This window comes from Bacillus sp. F9_6S_D1_P_5 (genome assembly GCF_054823925.1).
This window is the reverse complement of record NZ_JBTREW010000027.1, coordinates 24,884-41,900: the sequence shown is the minus strand read 5'-3', so window position 1 is coordinate 41,900 and position 17,017 is coordinate 24,884. Positions and strand designations below refer to the sequence as shown.

Annotated in this window: 24 protein-coding genes; all 24 read right to left on the bottom strand. The window is 40.9% G+C overall.

Annotated features, from left to right (window positions below):
• Positions 1-5: 5 nt before the first annotated feature.
• Positions 6-368 (bottom strand): 50S ribosomal protein L18, encoded by a 363-nt coding sequence (rplR, locus tag ACUXEY_RS24660; RefSeq protein ID WP_000628818.1) that lies wholly within the window; start codon positions 366-368, stop codon positions 6-8.
• A 33-nt stretch (positions 369-401) separates the two neighbouring features.
• A complete protein-coding gene (gene rplF, locus ACUXEY_RS24655; RefSeq protein WP_000086556.1) occupies positions 402-941 on the bottom strand; it encodes a 50S ribosomal protein L6 in 540 nt (179 codons plus the stop codon).
• 32 nt (positions 942-973) lie between these two features.
• On the bottom strand, positions 974-1,372 hold the full coding sequence (gene rpsH, locus ACUXEY_RS24650) for a 30S ribosomal protein S8 (protein WP_000245511.1): 399 nt from the start codon (positions 1,370-1,372) through the stop codon (positions 974-976).
• Positions 1,373-1,401: 29 nt separating this feature from the next.
• Positions 1,402-1,587: a 30S ribosomal protein S14 gene (gene rpsN / locus ACUXEY_RS24645; RefSeq protein WP_001085700.1), complete on the bottom strand. Its 186-nt coding sequence runs from the start codon at positions 1,585-1,587 to the stop codon at positions 1,402-1,404.
• A 33-nt stretch (positions 1,588-1,620) separates the two neighbouring features.
• Positions 1,621-2,160 carry a 50S ribosomal protein L5 gene (gene rplE / locus ACUXEY_RS24640; RefSeq protein WP_001080829.1) on the bottom strand — a complete coding sequence of 180 codons (540 nt, stop codon included), beginning with the start codon at positions 2,158-2,160 and terminating at the stop codon, positions 1,621-1,623.
• Between the two features lie 26 nt (positions 2,161-2,186).
• Complete coding sequence (gene rplX / locus ACUXEY_RS24635; RefSeq protein WP_000558200.1) at positions 2,187-2,498, bottom strand: 50S ribosomal protein L24; 312 nt, start codon at positions 2,496-2,498, stop codon at positions 2,187-2,189.
• 38 nt (positions 2,499-2,536) lie between these two features.
• On the bottom strand, positions 2,537-2,905 hold the full coding sequence (rplN, locus tag ACUXEY_RS24630; protein WP_000615912.1) for a 50S ribosomal protein L14: 369 nt from the start codon (positions 2,903-2,905) through the stop codon (positions 2,537-2,539).
• Positions 2,906-2,948: 43 nt separating this feature from the next.
• Entirely contained in the window at positions 2,949-3,212 is a 264-nt protein-coding gene (gene rpsQ, locus ACUXEY_RS24625) for a 30S ribosomal protein S17 (protein ID WP_000004106.1), read from the bottom strand.
• 20 nt (positions 3,213-3,232) lie between these two features.
• Entirely contained in the window at positions 3,233-3,433 is a 201-nt protein-coding gene (gene rpmC, locus ACUXEY_RS24620) for a 50S ribosomal protein L29 (protein WP_000855718.1), read from the bottom strand.
• Entirely contained in the window at positions 3,423-3,857 is a 435-nt protein-coding gene (gene rplP, locus ACUXEY_RS24615) for a 50S ribosomal protein L16 (protein WP_000928969.1), read from the bottom strand. The genes rpmC and rplP overlap by 11 nt, the downstream gene beginning before the upstream one ends.
• A gap of 1 nt (position 3,858) precedes the next feature.
• Positions 3,859-4,518, bottom strand: coding sequence for a 30S ribosomal protein S3 (gene rpsC, locus ACUXEY_RS24610; RefSeq protein ID WP_000529956.1), 660 nt, complete (start codon positions 4,516-4,518; stop codon positions 3,859-3,861).
• A 3-nt stretch (positions 4,519-4,521) separates the two neighbouring features.
• The gene (gene rplV, locus ACUXEY_RS24605; RefSeq protein ID WP_001148024.1) at positions 4,522-4,863 is read right to left on the bottom strand and encodes a 50S ribosomal protein L22; all 342 of its coding nucleotides are present in this window, start codon (positions 4,861-4,863) and stop codon (positions 4,522-4,524) included.
• A 17-nt stretch (positions 4,864-4,880) separates the two neighbouring features.
• Entirely contained in the window at positions 4,881-5,159 is a 279-nt protein-coding gene (gene rpsS / locus ACUXEY_RS24600) for a 30S ribosomal protein S19 (RefSeq protein WP_000124454.1), read from the bottom strand.
• 60 nt (positions 5,160-5,219) lie between these two features.
• Positions 5,220-6,050: a 50S ribosomal protein L2 gene (rplB, locus tag ACUXEY_RS24595; RefSeq protein ID WP_000511583.1), complete on the bottom strand. Its 831-nt coding sequence runs from the start codon at positions 6,048-6,050 to the stop codon at positions 5,220-5,222.
• Between the two features lie 28 nt (positions 6,051-6,078).
• Positions 6,079-6,369, bottom strand: coding sequence for a 50S ribosomal protein L23 (gene rplW, locus ACUXEY_RS24590; protein WP_001205558.1), 291 nt, complete (start codon positions 6,367-6,369; stop codon positions 6,079-6,081).
• Entirely contained in the window at positions 6,369-6,992 is a 624-nt protein-coding gene (gene rplD, locus ACUXEY_RS24585; protein ID WP_001127258.1) for a 50S ribosomal protein L4, read from the bottom strand. Before rplD ends, rplW begins: the two co-directional genes overlap by 1 nt.
• A 25-nt stretch (positions 6,993-7,017) precedes the next feature.
• Positions 7,018-7,650: a 50S ribosomal protein L3 gene (gene rplC, locus ACUXEY_RS24580; RefSeq protein ID WP_048526367.1), complete on the bottom strand. Its 633-nt coding sequence runs from the start codon at positions 7,648-7,650 to the stop codon at positions 7,018-7,020.
• Between the two features lie 34 nt (positions 7,651-7,684).
• Entirely contained in the window at positions 7,685-7,993 is a 309-nt protein-coding gene (gene rpsJ, locus ACUXEY_RS24575; RefSeq protein WP_001040596.1) for a 30S ribosomal protein S10, read from the bottom strand.
• Between the two features lie 399 nt (positions 7,994-8,392).
• Positions 8,393-9,580, bottom strand: a complete 1,188-nt coding sequence (gene tuf, locus ACUXEY_RS24570) for an elongation factor Tu (RefSeq protein ID WP_098759792.1) — start codon at positions 9,578-9,580, stop codon at positions 8,393-8,395.
• A 117-nt stretch (positions 9,581-9,697) separates the two neighbouring features.
• Positions 9,698-11,776, bottom strand: a complete 2,079-nt coding sequence (fusA, locus tag ACUXEY_RS24565; RefSeq protein WP_000090370.1) for an elongation factor G — start codon at positions 11,774-11,776, stop codon at positions 9,698-9,700.
• 207 nt (positions 11,777-11,983) lie between these two features.
• The gene (gene rpsG / locus ACUXEY_RS24560; protein WP_001137491.1) at positions 11,984-12,454 is read right to left on the bottom strand and encodes a 30S ribosomal protein S7; all 471 of its coding nucleotides are present in this window, start codon (positions 12,452-12,454) and stop codon (positions 11,984-11,986) included.
• A 29-nt stretch (positions 12,455-12,483) separates the two neighbouring features.
• On the bottom strand, positions 12,484-12,906 hold the full coding sequence (gene rpsL, locus ACUXEY_RS24555; RefSeq protein WP_001142341.1) for a 30S ribosomal protein S12: 423 nt from the start codon (positions 12,904-12,906) through the stop codon (positions 12,484-12,486).
• A gap of 114 nt (positions 12,907-13,020) precedes the next feature.
• Entirely contained in the window at positions 13,021-13,269 is a 249-nt protein-coding gene (locus ACUXEY_RS24550; protein WP_016089671.1) for a 50S ribosomal protein L7ae-like protein, read from the bottom strand.
• A 113-nt stretch (positions 13,270-13,382) separates the two neighbouring features.
• Entirely contained in the window at positions 13,383-16,994 is a 3,612-nt protein-coding gene (gene rpoC / locus ACUXEY_RS24545) for a DNA-directed RNA polymerase subunit beta' (RefSeq protein WP_048526366.1), read from the bottom strand.
• Between the last annotated feature and the right edge of the window lie 23 nt (positions 16,995-17,017).

Genomic DNA, 17,017 nt, shown 5'->3' with positions numbered 1-17,017 from the left:
GACCATTAAAATTGTAATCCAGCCTCACGAGCAGCTTCAGCTAGAGCTTTAACACGGCCATGGTATAAGTAACCACCGCGATCGAATACTACTTCTTTAACGCCTTTCTCTACAGCACGCTTAGCAACTGATTCTCCTACTTTCGTAGCAGCTTCAGTATTGCTAGTACCGTTAAGAGCAAGGTCTTTATCAAGAGTAGATGCACTTACTAACGTTACACCATTCACATCATCAATAACTTGAGCGTAAATATGTTGGTTAGAACGGAACACGTTTAAACGTGGACGCTCTGCAGTACCAGTAAGTTTAGCACGTACACGTGCATGTCTTTTCTTACGAGTCGCATTTTTATCAGCTTTAGTGATCATTTTCTTGTCACTCCTTTCTCTCACCTAACGGGTTTACTTAGCAGTTTTACCTTCTTTACGACGAACAACTTCGCCTTCGTAACGAATACCTTTACCTTTGTAAGGCTCAGGAGCACGTACAGCACGGATGTTAGCAGCAAATTCGCCAACACGTTGCTTGTCGATACCTTTGATTACGATTTTAGTTGGTGCAGGTACTTCAACTTCAAGACCTGCTTCCGGAGTCATTTCTACTGGATGAGAATAACCTACGCTTAATACAAGTTTATCACCTTGTTTTTGAGCACGGTAACCAACACCGACTAATTCAAGTCCGCGTGCGAAACCTGCAGTTACACCTTCAACCATGTTTCCGATTAAAGCACGAGTTGTACCGTGTAATGCACGGTGTTCCTTCTGTTCAGATGGACGCTCAACTGTTAATGTATTCTCTTCAATTTTGATAAGCATATCAGCATTGAAAGTACGAGTTAATTCACCTTTAGGGCCTTTTACTGTTACAGTATTGTCTTCTGCAACTGTAATAGTAACACCTGCAGGGATTTCAAGAATCTTTTTACCAATACGAGACATGTGGTCACACCTCCGTTCGTTTTAAATATATATTACCAAACGTATGCTACTACTTCTCCACCAGTTTGTAATTGACGAGCGTCTTTGTCTGTCATTACTCCCTTAGATGTAGAAACAAGAGCGATACCTAATCCGTTAAGTACACGTGGTACTTCATCAGCTTTAGCGTAAACGCGTAAGCCAGGTTTACTGATACGTTTTAATCCAGTGATTACACGTTCATTGTTTGCACCATATTTCAGGAAAATACGAAGGATACCTTGTTTGTTATCCTCGATGTATTCTACATCACGAATGAAACCTTCACGTTTTAAAAGTTCAGCGATCTCTTTTTTGATTTTAGAAGCAGGAACCTCTAATTTCTCATGACGTACCATGTTCGCATTACGGATGCGAGTAAGCATGTCTGCAATTGGATCTGTCATCACCATGTGTTTTACCTCCTTCCCATTTGTGGGTTTTACCAACTAGCTTTTTTAACACCAGGAATTTGACCTTTATATGCAAGTTCACGGAAACAAATACGGCAAAGTTTAAATTTGCGGTATACAGAATGCGGACGACCGCAGCGTTCGCAACGTGTATACTCTTGTACTTTAAACTTAGGAGTACGCTTTTGTTTCGCTATCATAGATTTTTTAGCCACGTTTTCGCCTCCTCTACTTAGCGTTGGCTTCCATTATTTTTGGAATGGCATACCGAATTGTGTTAACAGTTCACGAGCTTCTTCATCAGTTTTCGCTGTAGTAACGATTACGATGTCCATACCGCGGACTTTGCTTACTTTATCATAATCAATCTCAGGGAAAATAAGTTGCTCTTTAACACCTAATGTATAGTTTCCACGACCATCGAATGATTTCTTAGAAACACCACGGAAATCACGTACACGTGGTAAAGAAACTGATACTAATTTGTCGAAGAACTCATACATTTGCTCGCCGCGTAAAGTTACTTTCGCACCGATTGGCATACCTTCACGAAGACGGAAACCAGCGATTGATTTTTTAGCACGAGTTACAACAGGTTTTTGACCTGCGATTTGTGTTAATTCTTCTACTGCATTGTCTAAAGCTTTTGAGTTAGATACCGCGTCACCAACACCAGTGTTGATTACGATCTTTTCGATTTTCGGTACTTCCATCACAGATTTATAGTTAAACTTGCTCACTAGAGCAGGAGTAATTTCCTTTTGGAACTTCTCTTTAAGGCGATTCAATGAAGTGACCTCCTTTCTTAAGAAAATTATTTATCTAATAATTCACCAGATTTTTTTGCAATACGAACTTTTTTACCATCTTCTACTTTGAAGCCTACACGAGTAGGTTCACCTGTTTTCGGATCTAAAATCATAACGTTAGAAACGTGAATAGGTGCTTCTTTAGTAATAATTCCACCTTGTGGATTTAATTGAGATGGCTTAGAGTGCTTCTTAACGATATTGACACCCTCAACGATAACACGGTTTTGCTTTGGGAAAGCCACAAGGATAACGCCTTGTTTTCCTTTGTCTTTACCAGTGATTACCTGTACTTTATCACCTTTTTTTACATGCATCTTAATTCTGCACCTCCTTAGCAAGGCAATACCTTAAATTATAGAACTTCTGGAGCTAAAGAAACGATCTTCATGAAGTTGCTATCACGTAATTCACGAGCTACTGGTCCGAAGATACGAGTACCACGTGGGCTCTTATCGTCTTTAATGATAACCGCTGCGTTTTCATCAAATTTGATGTAAGAACCGTCCGGACGACGAGCTCCGCTCTTCGTACGTACTACTACTGCTTTAACAACGTCACCTTTTTTAACAACGCCACCTGGTGTTGCTTGTTTTACCGTAGCAACGATAATATCACCAATGTTAGCATATTTACGACCAGAGCCGCCTAATACTTTAATTGTTAAAAGTTCACGTGCACCAGAGTTGTCAGCAACTTTCAAACGAGATTCTTGTTGGATCATGTTATGAAACCTCCCTTCGGACTAAAAATTCCGATTCGTCTATTTAGATAATAACCGCTTCTTCAACGATTTCAACTAAACGGAAACGCTTAGTAGCAGAAAGCGGGCGAGTTTCCATGATTTTAACGATATCGCCAAGTTTCGCTTGGTTTTGCTCATCATGGGCTTTGTACTTCTTAGAATACTTAACACGTTTTCCGTACAAGGAATGAGTTTTGTAAGTTTCAACTAAAACTGTAATCGTTTTGTCCATTTTGTCAGACACAACACGACCAGTATAAACTTTGCGTTGGTTACGTTCGCTCACTATGCAAACCTCCCCTCAATTTATCGATTAATTCCGATCTCTCTTTCACGAACTACAGTTTTCATACGAGCAATTGCTTTACGCACTTCACGAATGCGAGTTGGATTCTCTAATTGTCCTGTAGCAAGTTGGAAGCGAAGATTAAACAACTCTTCCTTTAAAGCTTTAACTTTTGTTTCGATTTCGGCAGTGGTTAATTCACGAATATCATTAGTTTTCATTAGATTCACCACCATTTTCTTCACGTTTTACGAATTTACATTTCACAGGTAACTTGTGAGCTGCAAGACGTAATGCTTCGCGTGCTACCTCTTCAGATACACCCGCGATTTCGAACATAATTTTCCCAGGTTTTACTACTGCTACCCAGCCTTCTGGTGCCCCTTTACCGGAACCCATACGTACTTCTAGAGGTTTTGCAGTGTAAGGCTTAGAAGGGAAAATTTTAATCCATACTTTACCGCCACGTTTCATGTAACGAGTCATTGCACGACGAGCAGCTTCGATTTGACGGTTTGTAATCCATGAAGCAGCTTGTGCTTGTAAACCAAATTCACCGAAAGCAATTTCAGTTCCACCTTTTGCACGACCACGCATTTTACCACGATGCTCTCTACGATATTTTACGCGTTTTGGCATTAACATATTATTTTCCTCCTTCCTCAGAAGCTTTCTTTTTTGTAGGAAGGACTTCTCCACGGTAGATCCATACTTTTACGCCTAATTTACCGTATGTTGTATCAGCTTCAACTGCTGCATAGTCAATATCAGCGCGAAGTGTATGAAGTGGAACAGTTCCTTCACTGTAAGATTCTGCACGAGCGATATCAGCTCCGCCAAGACGACCAGAAACCTGTGTTTTAATACCTTTAGCACCTGCACGCATAGCACGTTGAATAACTTGCTTTTGTGCACGACGGAATGATACACGGTTTTCTAATTGACGAGCGATGTTTTCGCCTACTAATTTAGCGTTAAGATCAGCTCTCTTAACTTCTAAAATGTTGATGTGTACACGCTTGCCTGTTAATTGGTTAAGAGCTTTACGAAGTGCTTCAACTTCAGTACCACCTTTACCAATTACCATACCAGGTTTTGCAGTGTGAATTGTAACATTTACACGATTTGCTGCACGTTCGATTTCTACTTTAGCAACAGCAGAATCTTTTAAGCGTACATTAATGTACTCACGGATTTTGATGTCTTCATGTAATAATGTAGCATAATCTTTCTCTGCGAACCAACGAGATTCCCAGTCACGGATAACGCCGACACGAAGACCAATTGGATTAACCTTTTGACCCATCGATTATCCCTCCTTCTTTTCTGATACCACAACTGTGATGTGGCTTGTGCGTTTGTTAATTTGGCTTGCACGACCCATTGCACGTGGACGGAAACGTTTTAACGTTGGACCTTCGTCAACGAAAACTTTCTCAACAACTAGGTTGTTAATATCCATTTCATAATTGTGCTCTGCATTTGCGATTGCAGATTTTAAAACTTTCTCTACAACTGGAGAAGCAGTTTTTGGTGTGTGGTTAAGGATAGCAATCGCTTCACCCACTTGCTTACCTCGGATTAAGTCTACTACTAAACGAACTTTACGAGGAGCAATACGAACTGTTCTCGCTACTGCTTTAGCTTGCATTGAAGTGCCTCCTCTCATTATCTTCTAGTTTTCTTATCGTCAGCAAGGTGACCTTTATACGTACGAGTTGGTGCGAATTCACCTAACTTATGGCCAACCATATCCTCAGTGATGTACACAGGTACGTGTTTACGACCATCATATACAGCGATTGTGTGTCCGATGAACTGAGGGAAGATTGTTGAACGGCGAGACCAAGTTTTAACAACTTGTTTTTGCTCAGATGCAACTAATTTTTCCATTTTGCTCATTAAGTGATCATCGACAAATGGTCCTTTTTTTAAGCTACGAGCCATTTTGGTGCCTCCCTTCGTGATTGGCGTACGGTTCTAGAAATGAACCGTACTACAATCCCATTATTTTTTACGACGACGAACGATGAATTTGTCAGACGCTTTGTTTTTCTTACGAGTCTTGAATCCAAGAGTTGGTTTACCCCATGGAGACATTGGAGACTTACGTCCGATTGGAGAACGTCCTTCACCACCACCGTGTGGGTGATCAACCGGGTTCATTACAGAACCACGAACTGTTGGGCGTTTACCTAACCAGCGAGAGCGACCTGCTTTACCGATTTTGATAAGTTCGTGTTGTTCGTTACCTACTTGACCGATTGAAGCGCGACAAGCAGATAATACAAGACGTACTTCACCAGAAGTTAAACGTACAAGTACGTATTTACCTTCTTTACCAAGTACTTGAGCAGATGTACCAGCAGAACGAACTAATTGTCCGCCACGACCAGGCTTAAGCTCGATGTTATGAACAACAGTACCTACTGGAATGTTGATTAATGGTAATGCGTTACCGATTTTGATGTCAGCCTCTGGGCCAGACATAACTTCCATACCTACTTCTAAAGATTTAGGAGCAAGAATGTAACGTTTTTCACCGTCAACGTAGTTAATTAATGCGATATTCGCAGAGCGGTTTGGATCGTATTCGATCGTAGCAACGCGTCCTGGAATTCCATCTTTGTTACGCTTAAAGTCGATGATACGGTATTGACGCTTATGTCCGCCACCTTGATGACGTACAGTAATTTTACCTTGGTTATTACGACCAGCCTTCTTGCTTAAAGGAGCAAGTAATGACTTTTCGGGTCTGTCAGTCGTGATTTCAGCGAAATCATTCGTAGTCATATTACGACGACCGTTAGTAGTTGGATTATACTTTTTGATTCCCATCTCAATTTCCCTCCTTCTTTAGTAAGAATTAAACGCCTTGGAAGATTTCGATTTCTTTGCTGTCAGCAGTTAGCTTAACGATTGCTTTACGACGACGGCTAGTAAAACCAGCGTGACGACCAACGCGTTTTGCTTTCGGCTTGTAGTTCATGATGTTCACTTTTTCTACTTTAACACCAAAGATCGCTTCAAGAGCATCTTTAACTTCTGTTTTATTAGATTTAACGTCCACATCGAACGTGTATTTTTTTTCAGCCATCATTTCCATAGAACGTTCAGTGATAACTGGGCGCTTAATGATATCACGAGGATCTCTCATTATGCAAGCACCTCCTCTACTTTTTCCACTGCCGCTTTTGTCATGATTAGCTTATCATGATGAAGCACGTCTAAAACGTTTACGCCATCAGCAGTGATTACTGTTACTCCAGGGATATTGCGAGCAGATAACTCTACAGATTCGTTTGCATCAGCAGTTACGATAAGAGCTTTCTTCTCAACAGTTAATCCTTTAAGTACTGCTAGCATGTCTTTTGTTTTTGGTGCATTTAACACTAGGTCTTCAAGAACTACAATGTTGTTCTCAACTACTTTAGTAGCTAATGCAGATTTGATTGCTAAACGACGAACTTTCTTAGGAAGTTTGTACGCATAGCTTCTTGGTGTAGGTCCGAATACCGTACCACCACCACGCCATTGAGGAGAGCGGATAGACCCTTGACGAGCACGTCCTGTTCCTTTTTGACGCCATGGTTTACGACCACCACCGCGAACTTCAGAGCGAGTTTTTACTTTGTGTGTACCTTGACGTAAAGATGCACGTTGCATCATTACAGCTTCGAAAAGTACAGCTTCATTTGGTTCGATACCGAAAATAGCTTCAGCTAATTCGATTTCACCAACCTGTGAACCAGTTTGGTTATATACAGTAACTTTTGGCATTGGAATTCCTCCTTCCTATTGTGAATTATTTGCTAACCTTCACAGCGCCTTGAACAACTACAAGAGATTTCTTAGCACCTGGAACGTTACCTTTTACTAGTAATAAGTTGCGCTCAGTGTCAACTTGAACGATTTCTAAGTTTTGGATAGTAACTTGGTCTCCACCCATACGTCCAGCAAGTTTTTTGCCTTTGAATACACGGTTCGGAGCAACTGGGCCCATTGAACCTGGACGACGGTGATAACGAGAACCATGAGACATAGGTCCGCGAGATTGTCCGTGGCGTTTGATAACACCTTGGAAACCTTTACCTTTAGAAATTCCTGTTACATCAACGATTTCACCTGCAGCGAATACGTCAACTTTTAGCTCTTGACCAACCTCTAATCCGTCCACGTCTGCATCGCGGATTTCGCGAATGAAGCGCTTAGGAGTTGTAGATGCTTTAGCAGTGTGGCCTTGTTCAGGTTTGTTAGTTAACTTTTCACGTTTATCTTCAAATCCTAACTGGATTGCATTGTAGCCATCAGTTTCAGTTGTTTTCTTTTGAAGAACAACGTTTGGATTAGCAGCGATAACTGTTACTGGGATTAACTCACCGTTCTCAGCAAATACTTGAGTCATACCGATCTTTCTTCCTAAGATTCCTTTGGTCATGAGTTACACCTCCTACATTTTTAAGTTATATAAATTATAATTTGATTTCGATATCTACACCAGATGGTAAGTCTAAACGCATTAATGAATCTACTGTTTGTGGAGTAGGACTCACGATGTCGATTAGACGTTTGTGCGTGCGCATTTCGAATTGCTCACGAGAATCTTTGTACTTATGAACAGCACGAAGAATTGTGTAAACAGTCTTCTCAGTTGGTAATGGGATCGGACCAGAAACTGTTGCCCCAGAACGCTTAGCTGTTTCTACAATTTTCTCAGCTGACTGATCAAGAATACGGTGATCGTAAGCTTTTAAACGGATACGAATTTTTTCTTTTGCCATTATTTTCCCTCCTTCGTTCGCCTATTTCTAAAATAGACCTTCTCCATGGAAATTTCCCCACACCATGCCATGGCAAAGCGGCCGGGTGTGTCAGCAACCTTCCACTTCATCGCAGTCAAAGACCAACATTGTCTATTATACAATGTTATTCGTCTAGATGCAAGCATCTTTTTGTTTGCATCTGCTTTTCTCTACTTTTGCTATTATACATGGCGCTTTAAAGAATTTCAAGTTTTCATCTCACAGAATTCATTTTACAGTTTCTGGGTTTCTTTCTGTTGATTTTATATTACTATAGAAGAAACTCGTCAAAACATAAAAACATCATTTCATTCATTATACAAACACAAACAAAAAACCCAAGGGAAAATCCCTTGGGTTTTTTTATATCAGTTAAGATTACTCAACGATAGTAGCAACTACACCGTAACCTACTGTACGTCCACCTTCACGAATAGAGAATTTAGTTCCCTCTTCGATAGCGATTGGAGCGATAAGTTCGATAGTCATTTCGATGTTGTCACCAGGCATTACCATTTCAGTACCTTCTGGTAATTGGATGATACCAGTTACGTCAGTTGTACGGAAGTAGAACTGAGGACGGTAGTTAGCGAAGAATGGAGTGTGACGTCCACCTTCTTCTTTAGATAATACGAAAACTTCAGCTTTGAATTTAGCGTGAGCTTTTACAGAGCCAGTTTTTGCAAGTACTTGTCCACGTTGGATGTCTTCACGAGCAACCCCACGAAGTAAAGCACCGATGTTGTCTCCAGCTTGAGCTTGGTCAAGAAGTTTACGGAACATCTCTACACCAGTTACAGTTGTAGAAGCATTTTCTTCAGCAAGACCGATGATTTCTACTACGTCACCAACTTTAACGATACCGCGCTCAACACGACCAGTAGCAACTGTACCACGACCTGTGATAGAGAATACATCCTCTACAGGCATTAAGAATGGTTTGTCAGTTTCACGTTCTGGAGTTGGGATGTAAGCATCAACTTCAGCCATTAATTCAATGATTTTTGCTTCCCAATCAGCTTCTCCTTGAAGAGCTTTAAGAGCAGAACCTTTGATTACAGGAATGTCGTCGCCTGGGAATCCGTATTCAGATAATAGGTCGCGAACTTCCATTTCTACTAATTCTAATAATTCTTCGTCGTCTACCATGTCGCATTTGTTTAAGAATACAACGATGTAAGGAACACCTACTTGACGAGAAAGAAGGATGTGCTCACGTGTTTGAGGCATTGGGCCATCAGCAGCAGATACTACTAAGATACCGCCGTCCATTTGAGCAGCACCAGTGATCATGTTTTTAACATAGTCAGCGTGACCTGGGCAGTCAACGTGTGCATAGTGACGAGTTTCAGTTTCGTACTCAACGTGTGCAGTTGAGATTGTGATACCGCGCTCTCTTTCTTCTGGAGCAGCGTCGATTTGATCGTATCCGCGTGCTTCAGCACCACCAGCTTTTGCAAGAACTGTAGTGATCGCAGCAGTTAATGTAGTTTTACCATGGTCAACGTGGCCGATTGTACCGATGTTAACATGGGGTTTAGAACGTTCGAATTTAGCTTTAGCCATTCTAAATTCCTCCTTAGTTTATATAGGTTATTTTATATTTAGGCTAGAAAGTGAAACTTGCGCTCCACTTTCTAAGCTTACATAAGTAGTTATACGTGAAGAATCGATAAAAATCAATTATTCACCTTTATTTTTTTTGATAATTTCTTCAGAAACAGACTTTGGTACTTCTTCATAGTGATCAAACACCATAGAGAATGTTCCGCGTCCTTGAGTGTTAGAACGTAATGACGTTGCATAACCGAACATTTCAGAAAGTGGAACCATAGCGCGAACAACTTGAGCGTTACCGCGAGCTTCCATACCTTCTACACGTCCACGACGAGATGTTACGTCACCCATAATGTCACCCATGTACTCTTCAGGAATTACAACTTCAACTTTCATCATTGGCTCAAGAATTACTGGGCTACATTTAGAAACCGCAGCTTTAAGTGCCATAGATGCAGCGATTTTGAACGCCATCTCAGATGAATCGACATCATGGTAAGATCCGTCAACTAATGCAGCTTTAATGTCAACTAGTGGATAACCAGCTAGTACACCATTTTTAAGTGCATCTTCAAGACCTGCTCCAACAGCTGGGATGTATTCACGAGGAACTACACCACCGACGATCTTGTTTTCGAATTCGAATCCTTTACCTTCTTCGTTAGGTTCAAACTCAATCCAAACGTGACCGAATTGTCCACGTCCACCAGATTGACGAGCGAACTTACCTTCAACTTTCGCAGCAGCGCGGAAAGTTTCACGGTATGCTACCTGAGGAGCACCAACGTTTGCTTCAACTTTGAATTCACGGCGCATACGGTCAACGATGATATCAAGGTGAAGTTCACCCATACCAGCGATGATTGTTTGGCCAGTTTCTTGGTCAGTGTGAGCACGGAATGTTGGATCTTCTTCAGAAAGCTTAGATAATGCTGTACCCATTTTATCTTGGTCAGCTTTTGATTTTGGTTCGATAGCTACAGAGATAACTGGCTCTGGGAATTCCATAGACTCAAGGATAACAAGGCTCTTCTCGTCACAAAGAGTATCACCAGTAGTAGTATCTTTTAAACCTACAGCAGCAGCGATATCACCAGCGTAAACTGTTGAAATCTCTTCACGGCTGTTAGCGTGCATTTGTAGGATACGACCTACACGCTCACGCTTACCTTTAGTTGAGTTTTTCACGTATGATCCAGAGTTTAACACACCAGAGTACACACGGAAGAACGTTAACTTACCAACATAAGGGTCAGTCATGATTTTGAATGCTAAAGCCGCGAATGGTTCTTCATCGCTAGACTTACGTTCTACTTCTTCATCTGTATCCGGAAGAGTACCTTTAATAGCTGGTACATCTAATGGAGATGGTAGGTAGTCGATAACTGCGTCTAACAGAATTTGAACACCTTTATTTTTGAATGCAGAACCACAGATTACTGGGAAGAATTCTACAGAAGTTGTAGCCTTACGGATACCAGCTTTAAGCTCTTCTACAGTGATTTCTTCACCTTCTAGGTACTTCATCATCATTTCTTCATCAAGCTCAGCTACCGCTTCAATAAGCTTTCCACGGTATTCTTCAGCTAGTTCTTTGTGCTCTTCAGGAATTTCAACACGTTGAATGTCTGTTCCTAAATCGTTACCGTACATGTAAGCACATTCTTCAACAAGGTCAATGATACCATTGAACTCATCTTCAGCACCGATTGGTAACTGAATTGGGTGTGCGTTTGCTTGTAAACGATCGTGGATTGTTCCTACAGAGTATAAGAAATCTGCACCGATTTTATCCATTTTGTTAACGAATACGATACGAGGTACGCCGTAAGTAGTAGCCTGACGCCAAACAGTTTCTGTTTGTGGTTCTACACCAGATTGTGCATCAAGTACTGCTACCGCGCCATCAAGTACGCGTAAAGAACGTTCTACTTCTACTGTAAAGTCTACGTGACCTGGAGTGTCAATGATGTTTACACGGTGACCTTTCCATTGTGCTGTAGTTGCAGCAGAAGTAATTGTGATACCACGCTCTTGCTCTTGCTCCATCCAGTCCATCTGAGATGCACCTTCGTGAGTTTCACCGATTTTGTGAATACGTCCTGTATAGTACAGAATACGCTCAGTAGCTGTTGTTTTACCAGCATCGATGTGAGCCATGATACCAATATTACGAGTGTTTTCTAAAGAGAACTCTCTTGCCATTTGGTGTCTTGCTCCTTCCATATATGGATTGGATTTTTTATTTTAAGTAGCAAAAAAGCCACTTTATATTGTTACACATGTCAGTATGTCCAGTACTCTCATTATGTAAAACGAGCGCCCAACGAAAGGGAGAGGCATTCTCCCTCTCCACACTTCCATAAGCGACAAATAAAGCGGTTTATGCTTACATTTATTTTACGTTGAATCCTACCAACGGTAATGAGCAAATGCTTTGTTAGCTTCTGCCATTTTATGAGTGTCTTCGCGTTTCTTAACAGATGCACCAGCGTTGTTAGCTGCATCTAAGATTTCGTTAGCAAGACGCTCTTCCATAGTTTTTTCACCACGAAGACGAGCGTAGTTTACTAACCAACGAAGACCTAAAGTTGTACGGCGTTCTGGACGAACCTCAACTGGAACTTGGTAGTTAGCACCACCAACACGACGAGCGCGTACTTCAAGAACAGGCATAATGTTCTTAAGAGCTTGCTCGAATACTTCCATTGGCTCTTTACCAGTACGTTCGTTTACGATATCGAACGCATTATAAAGAATTGTTTGAGATTTACCTTTTTTACCGTCAACCATCATTTTGTTGATAAGGCGTGTTACTAGCTTCGAATTGTACATTGGATCTGGTAACACGTCACGTTTCGCAACAGGTCCTTTACGAGGCATATTGAGTTCCTCCTTTCATTTTAAAGTTATTATTTTTTAGCAGGTTTTGGTCTCTTAGTACCATATTTAGAACGTCCTTGCATACGTTTGTCAACACCAGCTGTGTCAAGCGCACCACGAACGATGTGGTAACGTACCCCCGGTAAATCCTTTACACGACCACCGCGAATTAATACTACGCTATGCTCTTGTAGGTTATGACCGATACCTGGGATGTAAGCTGTAACCTCGATACCGTTTGTTAAACGTACACGAGCGTATTTACGTAACGCTGAGTTAGGTTTCTTTGGAGTCATTGTACCAACACGAGTACATACACCACGTTTTTGAGGTGCAGAGATATCAGTTGATTTTTTCTTTAAAGAGTTGAACCCTTTGTTTAACGCAGGTGATTTAGATTTCCATACTTTATCAGTACGACCATTTCTCACTAATTGGTTAATAGTAGGCATTTGATTATCCTCCCTTCGCTTGTTTGTATGACCACATATCCAGGTGGTTCATTATTAGTTGAAAACAAAGTTTTTGCAAGGGAGAGCAAATGCTCTCTCCTCACAAAAACAGTTTTAACTTATTATTCCTATTGCTGAAGCTCCCACTTGAATCCCCGAAACTTTTCCAAGTTTACGAACTGATTCAACTTTGGTTATGGGTATGTTATGTTGCAATGCAGTACGAATGATAACATGGGTTAACCGCATATCAGCATCTTCCGCAATGACAACTTCTTTAACTATACCATTTTTGATTGCCTCCAATGTGCGTTTATGACCAACGACTACATTTTCAGCATTTGACACTTTTTGATAAGACATATAAATATCCTCCAAAGCATCGTTCAGGAGCAACCTTGCTTATAGTAACATTTTGACTCATACAATGTCAACTAGGATTAACTGTTTTTATACAAAATTTACGACGGAAAATTTTACTGTTCCACGTAAACTTCATCGTTTTCTACATTCATGTCATCTTGTGTTGTTTTTACAAGATCCACTTTGCGATAACGATTCATACCTGTTCCAGCAGGAACAAGTTTACCGATAATAACATTTTCTTTCAATCCTAGAAGCTCATCGCGTTTACCCTTAATTGCTGCATCAGTTAAGACACGAGTTGTTTCTTGGAACGATGCTGCAGATAAGAATGAATCTGTTTCAAGTGAAGCTTTTGTAATACCAAGTAGAACAGGTCTAGCTGTTGCTGGTTGTTTACCTTGCAGTAACACCTTCGCATTCGCATCAGTAAACTGATGGATATCTAGTAATGTTCCTGGTAATACATCTGTTTCACCTGCATCACTTACACGAACTTTACGTAACATTTGGCGTACCATTACTTCTACGTGCTTGTCACCAATTTCTACCCCTTGCATACGGTATACTTTTTGAACTTCACGTAATAAGTATTCTTGAACTGCCGTAATGTCCGTTACTTTTAGTAATTCTTTCGGATCAATAGAACCTTCTGTTAACTCTTTACCGTGGCTAATTTGCTGTCCTGGAATTACTTTCAGACGAGCACCGTAAGGAATAGCATACGTACGAGCTTCAACTTCACCCTGTACAACTACTTCTTGGCGATCTTTAACATCGTTGATCGCTGCGATAACACCGTCGATTTCACTGATAACTGCCTGACCTTTCGGATTACGAGCTTCGAAGATCTCTTGGATACGAGGTAAACCTTGAGTGATATCATCTCCGGCAACCCCACCTGTATGGAACGTACGCATCGTTAACTGTGTACCTGGCTCACCGATAGATTGAGCTGCGATAATACCTACCGCTTCCCCTACTTCTACGTCTGTTCCAGTTGCTAAGTTACGACCGTAACACTTCTTACATACACCATGGCGAGTGTTACACGTGAACGCTGAACGAATGTTTACAGTTTCAACACCCGAGTTTTCAACGATATGAGCGATATCTTCAGTAATTAATTGATTTTCAGCAACTAATACTTCACCTGTTTCAGGATGTTTTACAGTTTTTCTTGCAAAACGTCCAACAAGACGATCATATAATGACTCAATAACTTCATTACCCTCTTTAATCGCACCAATTAATAAACCGCGATCTGTTCCACAGTCATCTTCACGAACGATTACATCTTGTGCAACGTCAACAAGACGACGTGTTAAGTAACCAGAATCGGCAGTTTTAAGTGCTGTATCGGCAAGACCTTTACGCGCACCATGCGTAGAGATGAAGTACTCAAGTACTGTTAAACCTTCACGGAAACTTGATTTGATCGGAAGTTCGATGATACGACCAGATGGATTGGCCATCAGACCACGCATACCAGCAAGCTGAGTAAAGTTTGATGCGTTACCACGGGCACCGGAATCACTCATCATGAAGATTGGGTTGCGTTTATTCAAGGACTTCATCAGTTTTCCTTGGATAACATCTTTTGCATTACTCCAAATAGAGATAACGCGATCGTAACGTTCTTCTTCCGTGATTAAACCGCGACGGAATTGTTTAATTACATTATCTACTTTTGCTTGTGCTTCGTGGAGAATTTCATCTTTTTCGCCTAATACAAGAATGTCAGATACCCCAACTGTAATACCAGCTTTTGTAGAGTATTTGAATCCTAAGTTTTTCATACGGTCAAGCATGCGAGACGTTTCTGTAATTTTGAAACGTTTAAATACTTCCGCAATGATGTTACCAAGGATTTTCTTGCTGAATGGCGCCACTTCTTCGCGACTAGCAATAATTTCTTTAATGTTCGCACCTTTTTCAACGAAATACTTCGCTGGTGTTTCTTTTTCAAGGTTTGAATTTGTTGGTTCATTAATATAAGGGAACGACTCTGGTAAGATTTCGTTAAATATTAATTTACCAACTGTTGTTAATAGAAGCATGCTCTTTTGCTCTTCAGTAAATGTTGCGTTGTTTACTGCACTTGCAGCAACTGCAACACGTGTATGAAGATGTACATATCCATTTTGGTATGCAAGTAATGCTTCGTTTGCATCTTTGAAGACCATACCTTCACCGATTGCACCTTCACGCTCAAGTGTTAAGTAATAGTTACCTAATACCATATCCTGAGATGGAGTAACAACTGGTTTACCGTCTTTCGGGTTCAAGATGTTTTGTGCCGCTAACATAAGAAGACGAGCTTCTGCTTGTGCTTCTGATGATAAAGGTACGTGAACGGCCATTTGGTCACCGTCAAAGTCCGCGTTGTATGCAGTACATACAAGTGGGTGAAGACGGATTGCGCGACCTTCTACTAATGTAGGTTCAAACGCCTGAATACCAAGACGGTGAAGTGTTGGTGCGCGGTTTAGAAGTACTGGATGTTCTTTAATCACAGATTCTAAAACGTCCCAAACTTCAGGTTGTACACGCTCGATTTTACGTTTCGCACTCTTAATGTTGTGTGCTAATCCTTTTTCAACTAACTCTTTCATTACGAAAGGTTTGAACAGTTCAAGTGCCATCTCTTTCGGTAATCCACATTGGTACATCTTTAAGTTCGGTCCTACAACGATTACAGAACGGCCAGAGTAGTCAACACGTTTACCTAATAAGTTTTGACGGAAACGCCCTTGTTTACCTTTAAGCATGTGAGATAGTGATTTTAATGGACGGTTACCCGGTCCAGTTACTGGACGGCCACGACGACCATTATCGATTAATGCGTCTACAGCTTCTTGCAACATACGTTTTTCGTTTTGAACAATGATGCTTGGTGCACCTAGGTCCAATAGACGTTTTAAACGGTTGTTACGGTTAATTACACGACGGTATAAGTCGTTTAAGTCAGAAGTAGCAAAACGTCCACCATCTAACTGTACCATTGGGCGTAGTTCTGGTGGGATTACTGGTAGAACATCTAAGATCATCCAAGATGGCTCATTTCCAGAGTTACGGAATGCTTCTAATACTTCTAGACGTTTAATAGCACGAGTACGGCGTTGTCCTTGTGCTGTTTTTAATTCTTCTTTTAAGAAGTCTACTTCTTTATCTAAATCGATGTCTTGTAATAGCTTTTTAATCGCTTCTGCACCCATAGCAGCTTGGAATGTGCTACCATATCGATCACGATATGCACGGTATTCTTTTTCAGAAAGTAATTGCTTCTTATCAAGTGGTGTATCTCCACTTTCTGTTACAACATAAGAAGCGAAATAAATTACTTCTTCAAGCGCGCGAGGGGACATGTCTAAGACAAGTCCCATGCGGCTCGGGATACCTTTGAAATACCAAATATGAGATACAGGAGCAGCTAATTCGATATGACCCATACGTTCACGACGTACTTTTGCACGCGTTACTTCAACGCCACATCGATCACAAACTACACCTTTATAACGTACACGTTTGTATTTTCCGCAATGACATTCCCAGTCCTTTTGTGGTCCGAAAATACGCTCACAGAACAAGCCGTCTTTTTCAGGCTTTAACGTACGATAGTTAATTGTTTCTGGTTTCTTAACTTCACCGTATGACCAAGAACGAATCTTGTCAGGTGAAGCAAGTCCAATCTTCATATATTCAAAGTTATTTACATCTATCAAGGGGCCTACCTCCCTTTTAGTCT

Bases quoted from the DNA above. Each gene is read 5' to 3' on its own strand.
- rplP (WP_000928969.1), bottom strand. From the start codon at position 3,857: ATGTTAATGCCAAAACGCGTAAAATATCGTAGAGAGCATCGTGGTAAA.
- rplX (WP_000558200.1), bottom strand. From the start codon at position 2,498: ATGCATGTAAAAAAAGGTGATAAAGTACAGGTAATCACTGGTAAAGAC.
- ACUXEY_RS24550 (WP_016089671.1), bottom strand. From the start codon at position 13,269: ATGTCTTATCAAAAAGTGTCAAATGCTGAAAATGTAGTCGTTGGTCAT.
- tuf (WP_098759792.1), bottom strand. From the start codon at position 9,580: ATGGCTAAAGCTAAATTCGAACGTTCTAAACCCCATGTTAACATCGGT.
- rpsJ (WP_001040596.1), bottom strand. From the start codon at position 7,993: ATGGCAAAAGAAAAAATTCGTATCCGTTTAAAAGCTTACGATCACCGT.
- rpsH (WP_000245511.1), bottom strand. From the start codon at position 1,372: ATGGTGATGACAGATCCAATTGCAGACATGCTTACTCGCATCCGTAAT.
- rpmC (WP_000855718.1), bottom strand. From the start codon at position 3,433: ATGAAAACTAATGATATTCGTGAATTAACCACTGCCGAAATCGAAACA.
- rpsC (WP_000529956.1), bottom strand. From the start codon at position 4,518: ATGGGTCAAAAGGTTAATCCAATTGGTCTTCGTGTCGGCGTTATCCGT.
- rplB (WP_000511583.1), bottom strand. From the start codon at position 6,050: ATGGGAATCAAAAAGTATAATCCAACTACTAACGGTCGTCGTAATATG.
- rpsS (WP_000124454.1), bottom strand. From the start codon at position 5,159: ATGGCTCGTAGCTTAAAAAAAGGACCATTTGTCGATGATCACTTAATG.
- rplN (WP_000615912.1), bottom strand. From the start codon at position 2,905: ATGATCCAACAAGAATCTCGTTTGAAAGTTGCTGACAACTCTGGTGCA.
- rplV (WP_001148024.1), bottom strand. From the start codon at position 4,863: ATGCAAGCTAAAGCAGTAGCGAGAACAGTTCGTATTGCTCCTCGTAAA.
- rplR (WP_000628818.1), bottom strand. From the start codon at position 368: ATGATCACTAAAGCTGATAAAAATGCGACTCGTAAGAAAAGACATGCA.
- fusA (WP_000090370.1), bottom strand. From the start codon at position 11,776: ATGGCAAGAGAGTTCTCTTTAGAAAACACTCGTAATATTGGTATCATG.
- rplD (WP_001127258.1), bottom strand. From the start codon at position 6,992: ATGCCAAAAGTTACTGTATATAACCAAACTGGTTCACAGGTTGGTGAA.
- rpsL (WP_001142341.1), bottom strand. From the start codon at position 12,906: ATGCCTACTATTAACCAATTAGTGAGAAATGGTCGTACTGATAAAGTA.
- rpsG (WP_001137491.1), bottom strand. From the start codon at position 12,454: ATGCCTCGTAAAGGACCTGTTGCGAAACGTGACGTGTTACCAGATCCA.
- rplF (WP_000086556.1), bottom strand. From the start codon at position 941: ATGTCTCGTATTGGTAAAAAGATTCTTGAAATCCCTGCAGGTGTTACT.
- rplW (WP_001205558.1), bottom strand. From the start codon at position 6,369: ATGAGAGATCCTCGTGATATCATTAAGCGCCCAGTTATCACTGAACGT.
- rplC (WP_048526367.1), bottom strand. From the start codon at position 7,650: ATGACCAAAGGAATCTTAGGAAGAAAGATCGGTATGACTCAAGTATTT.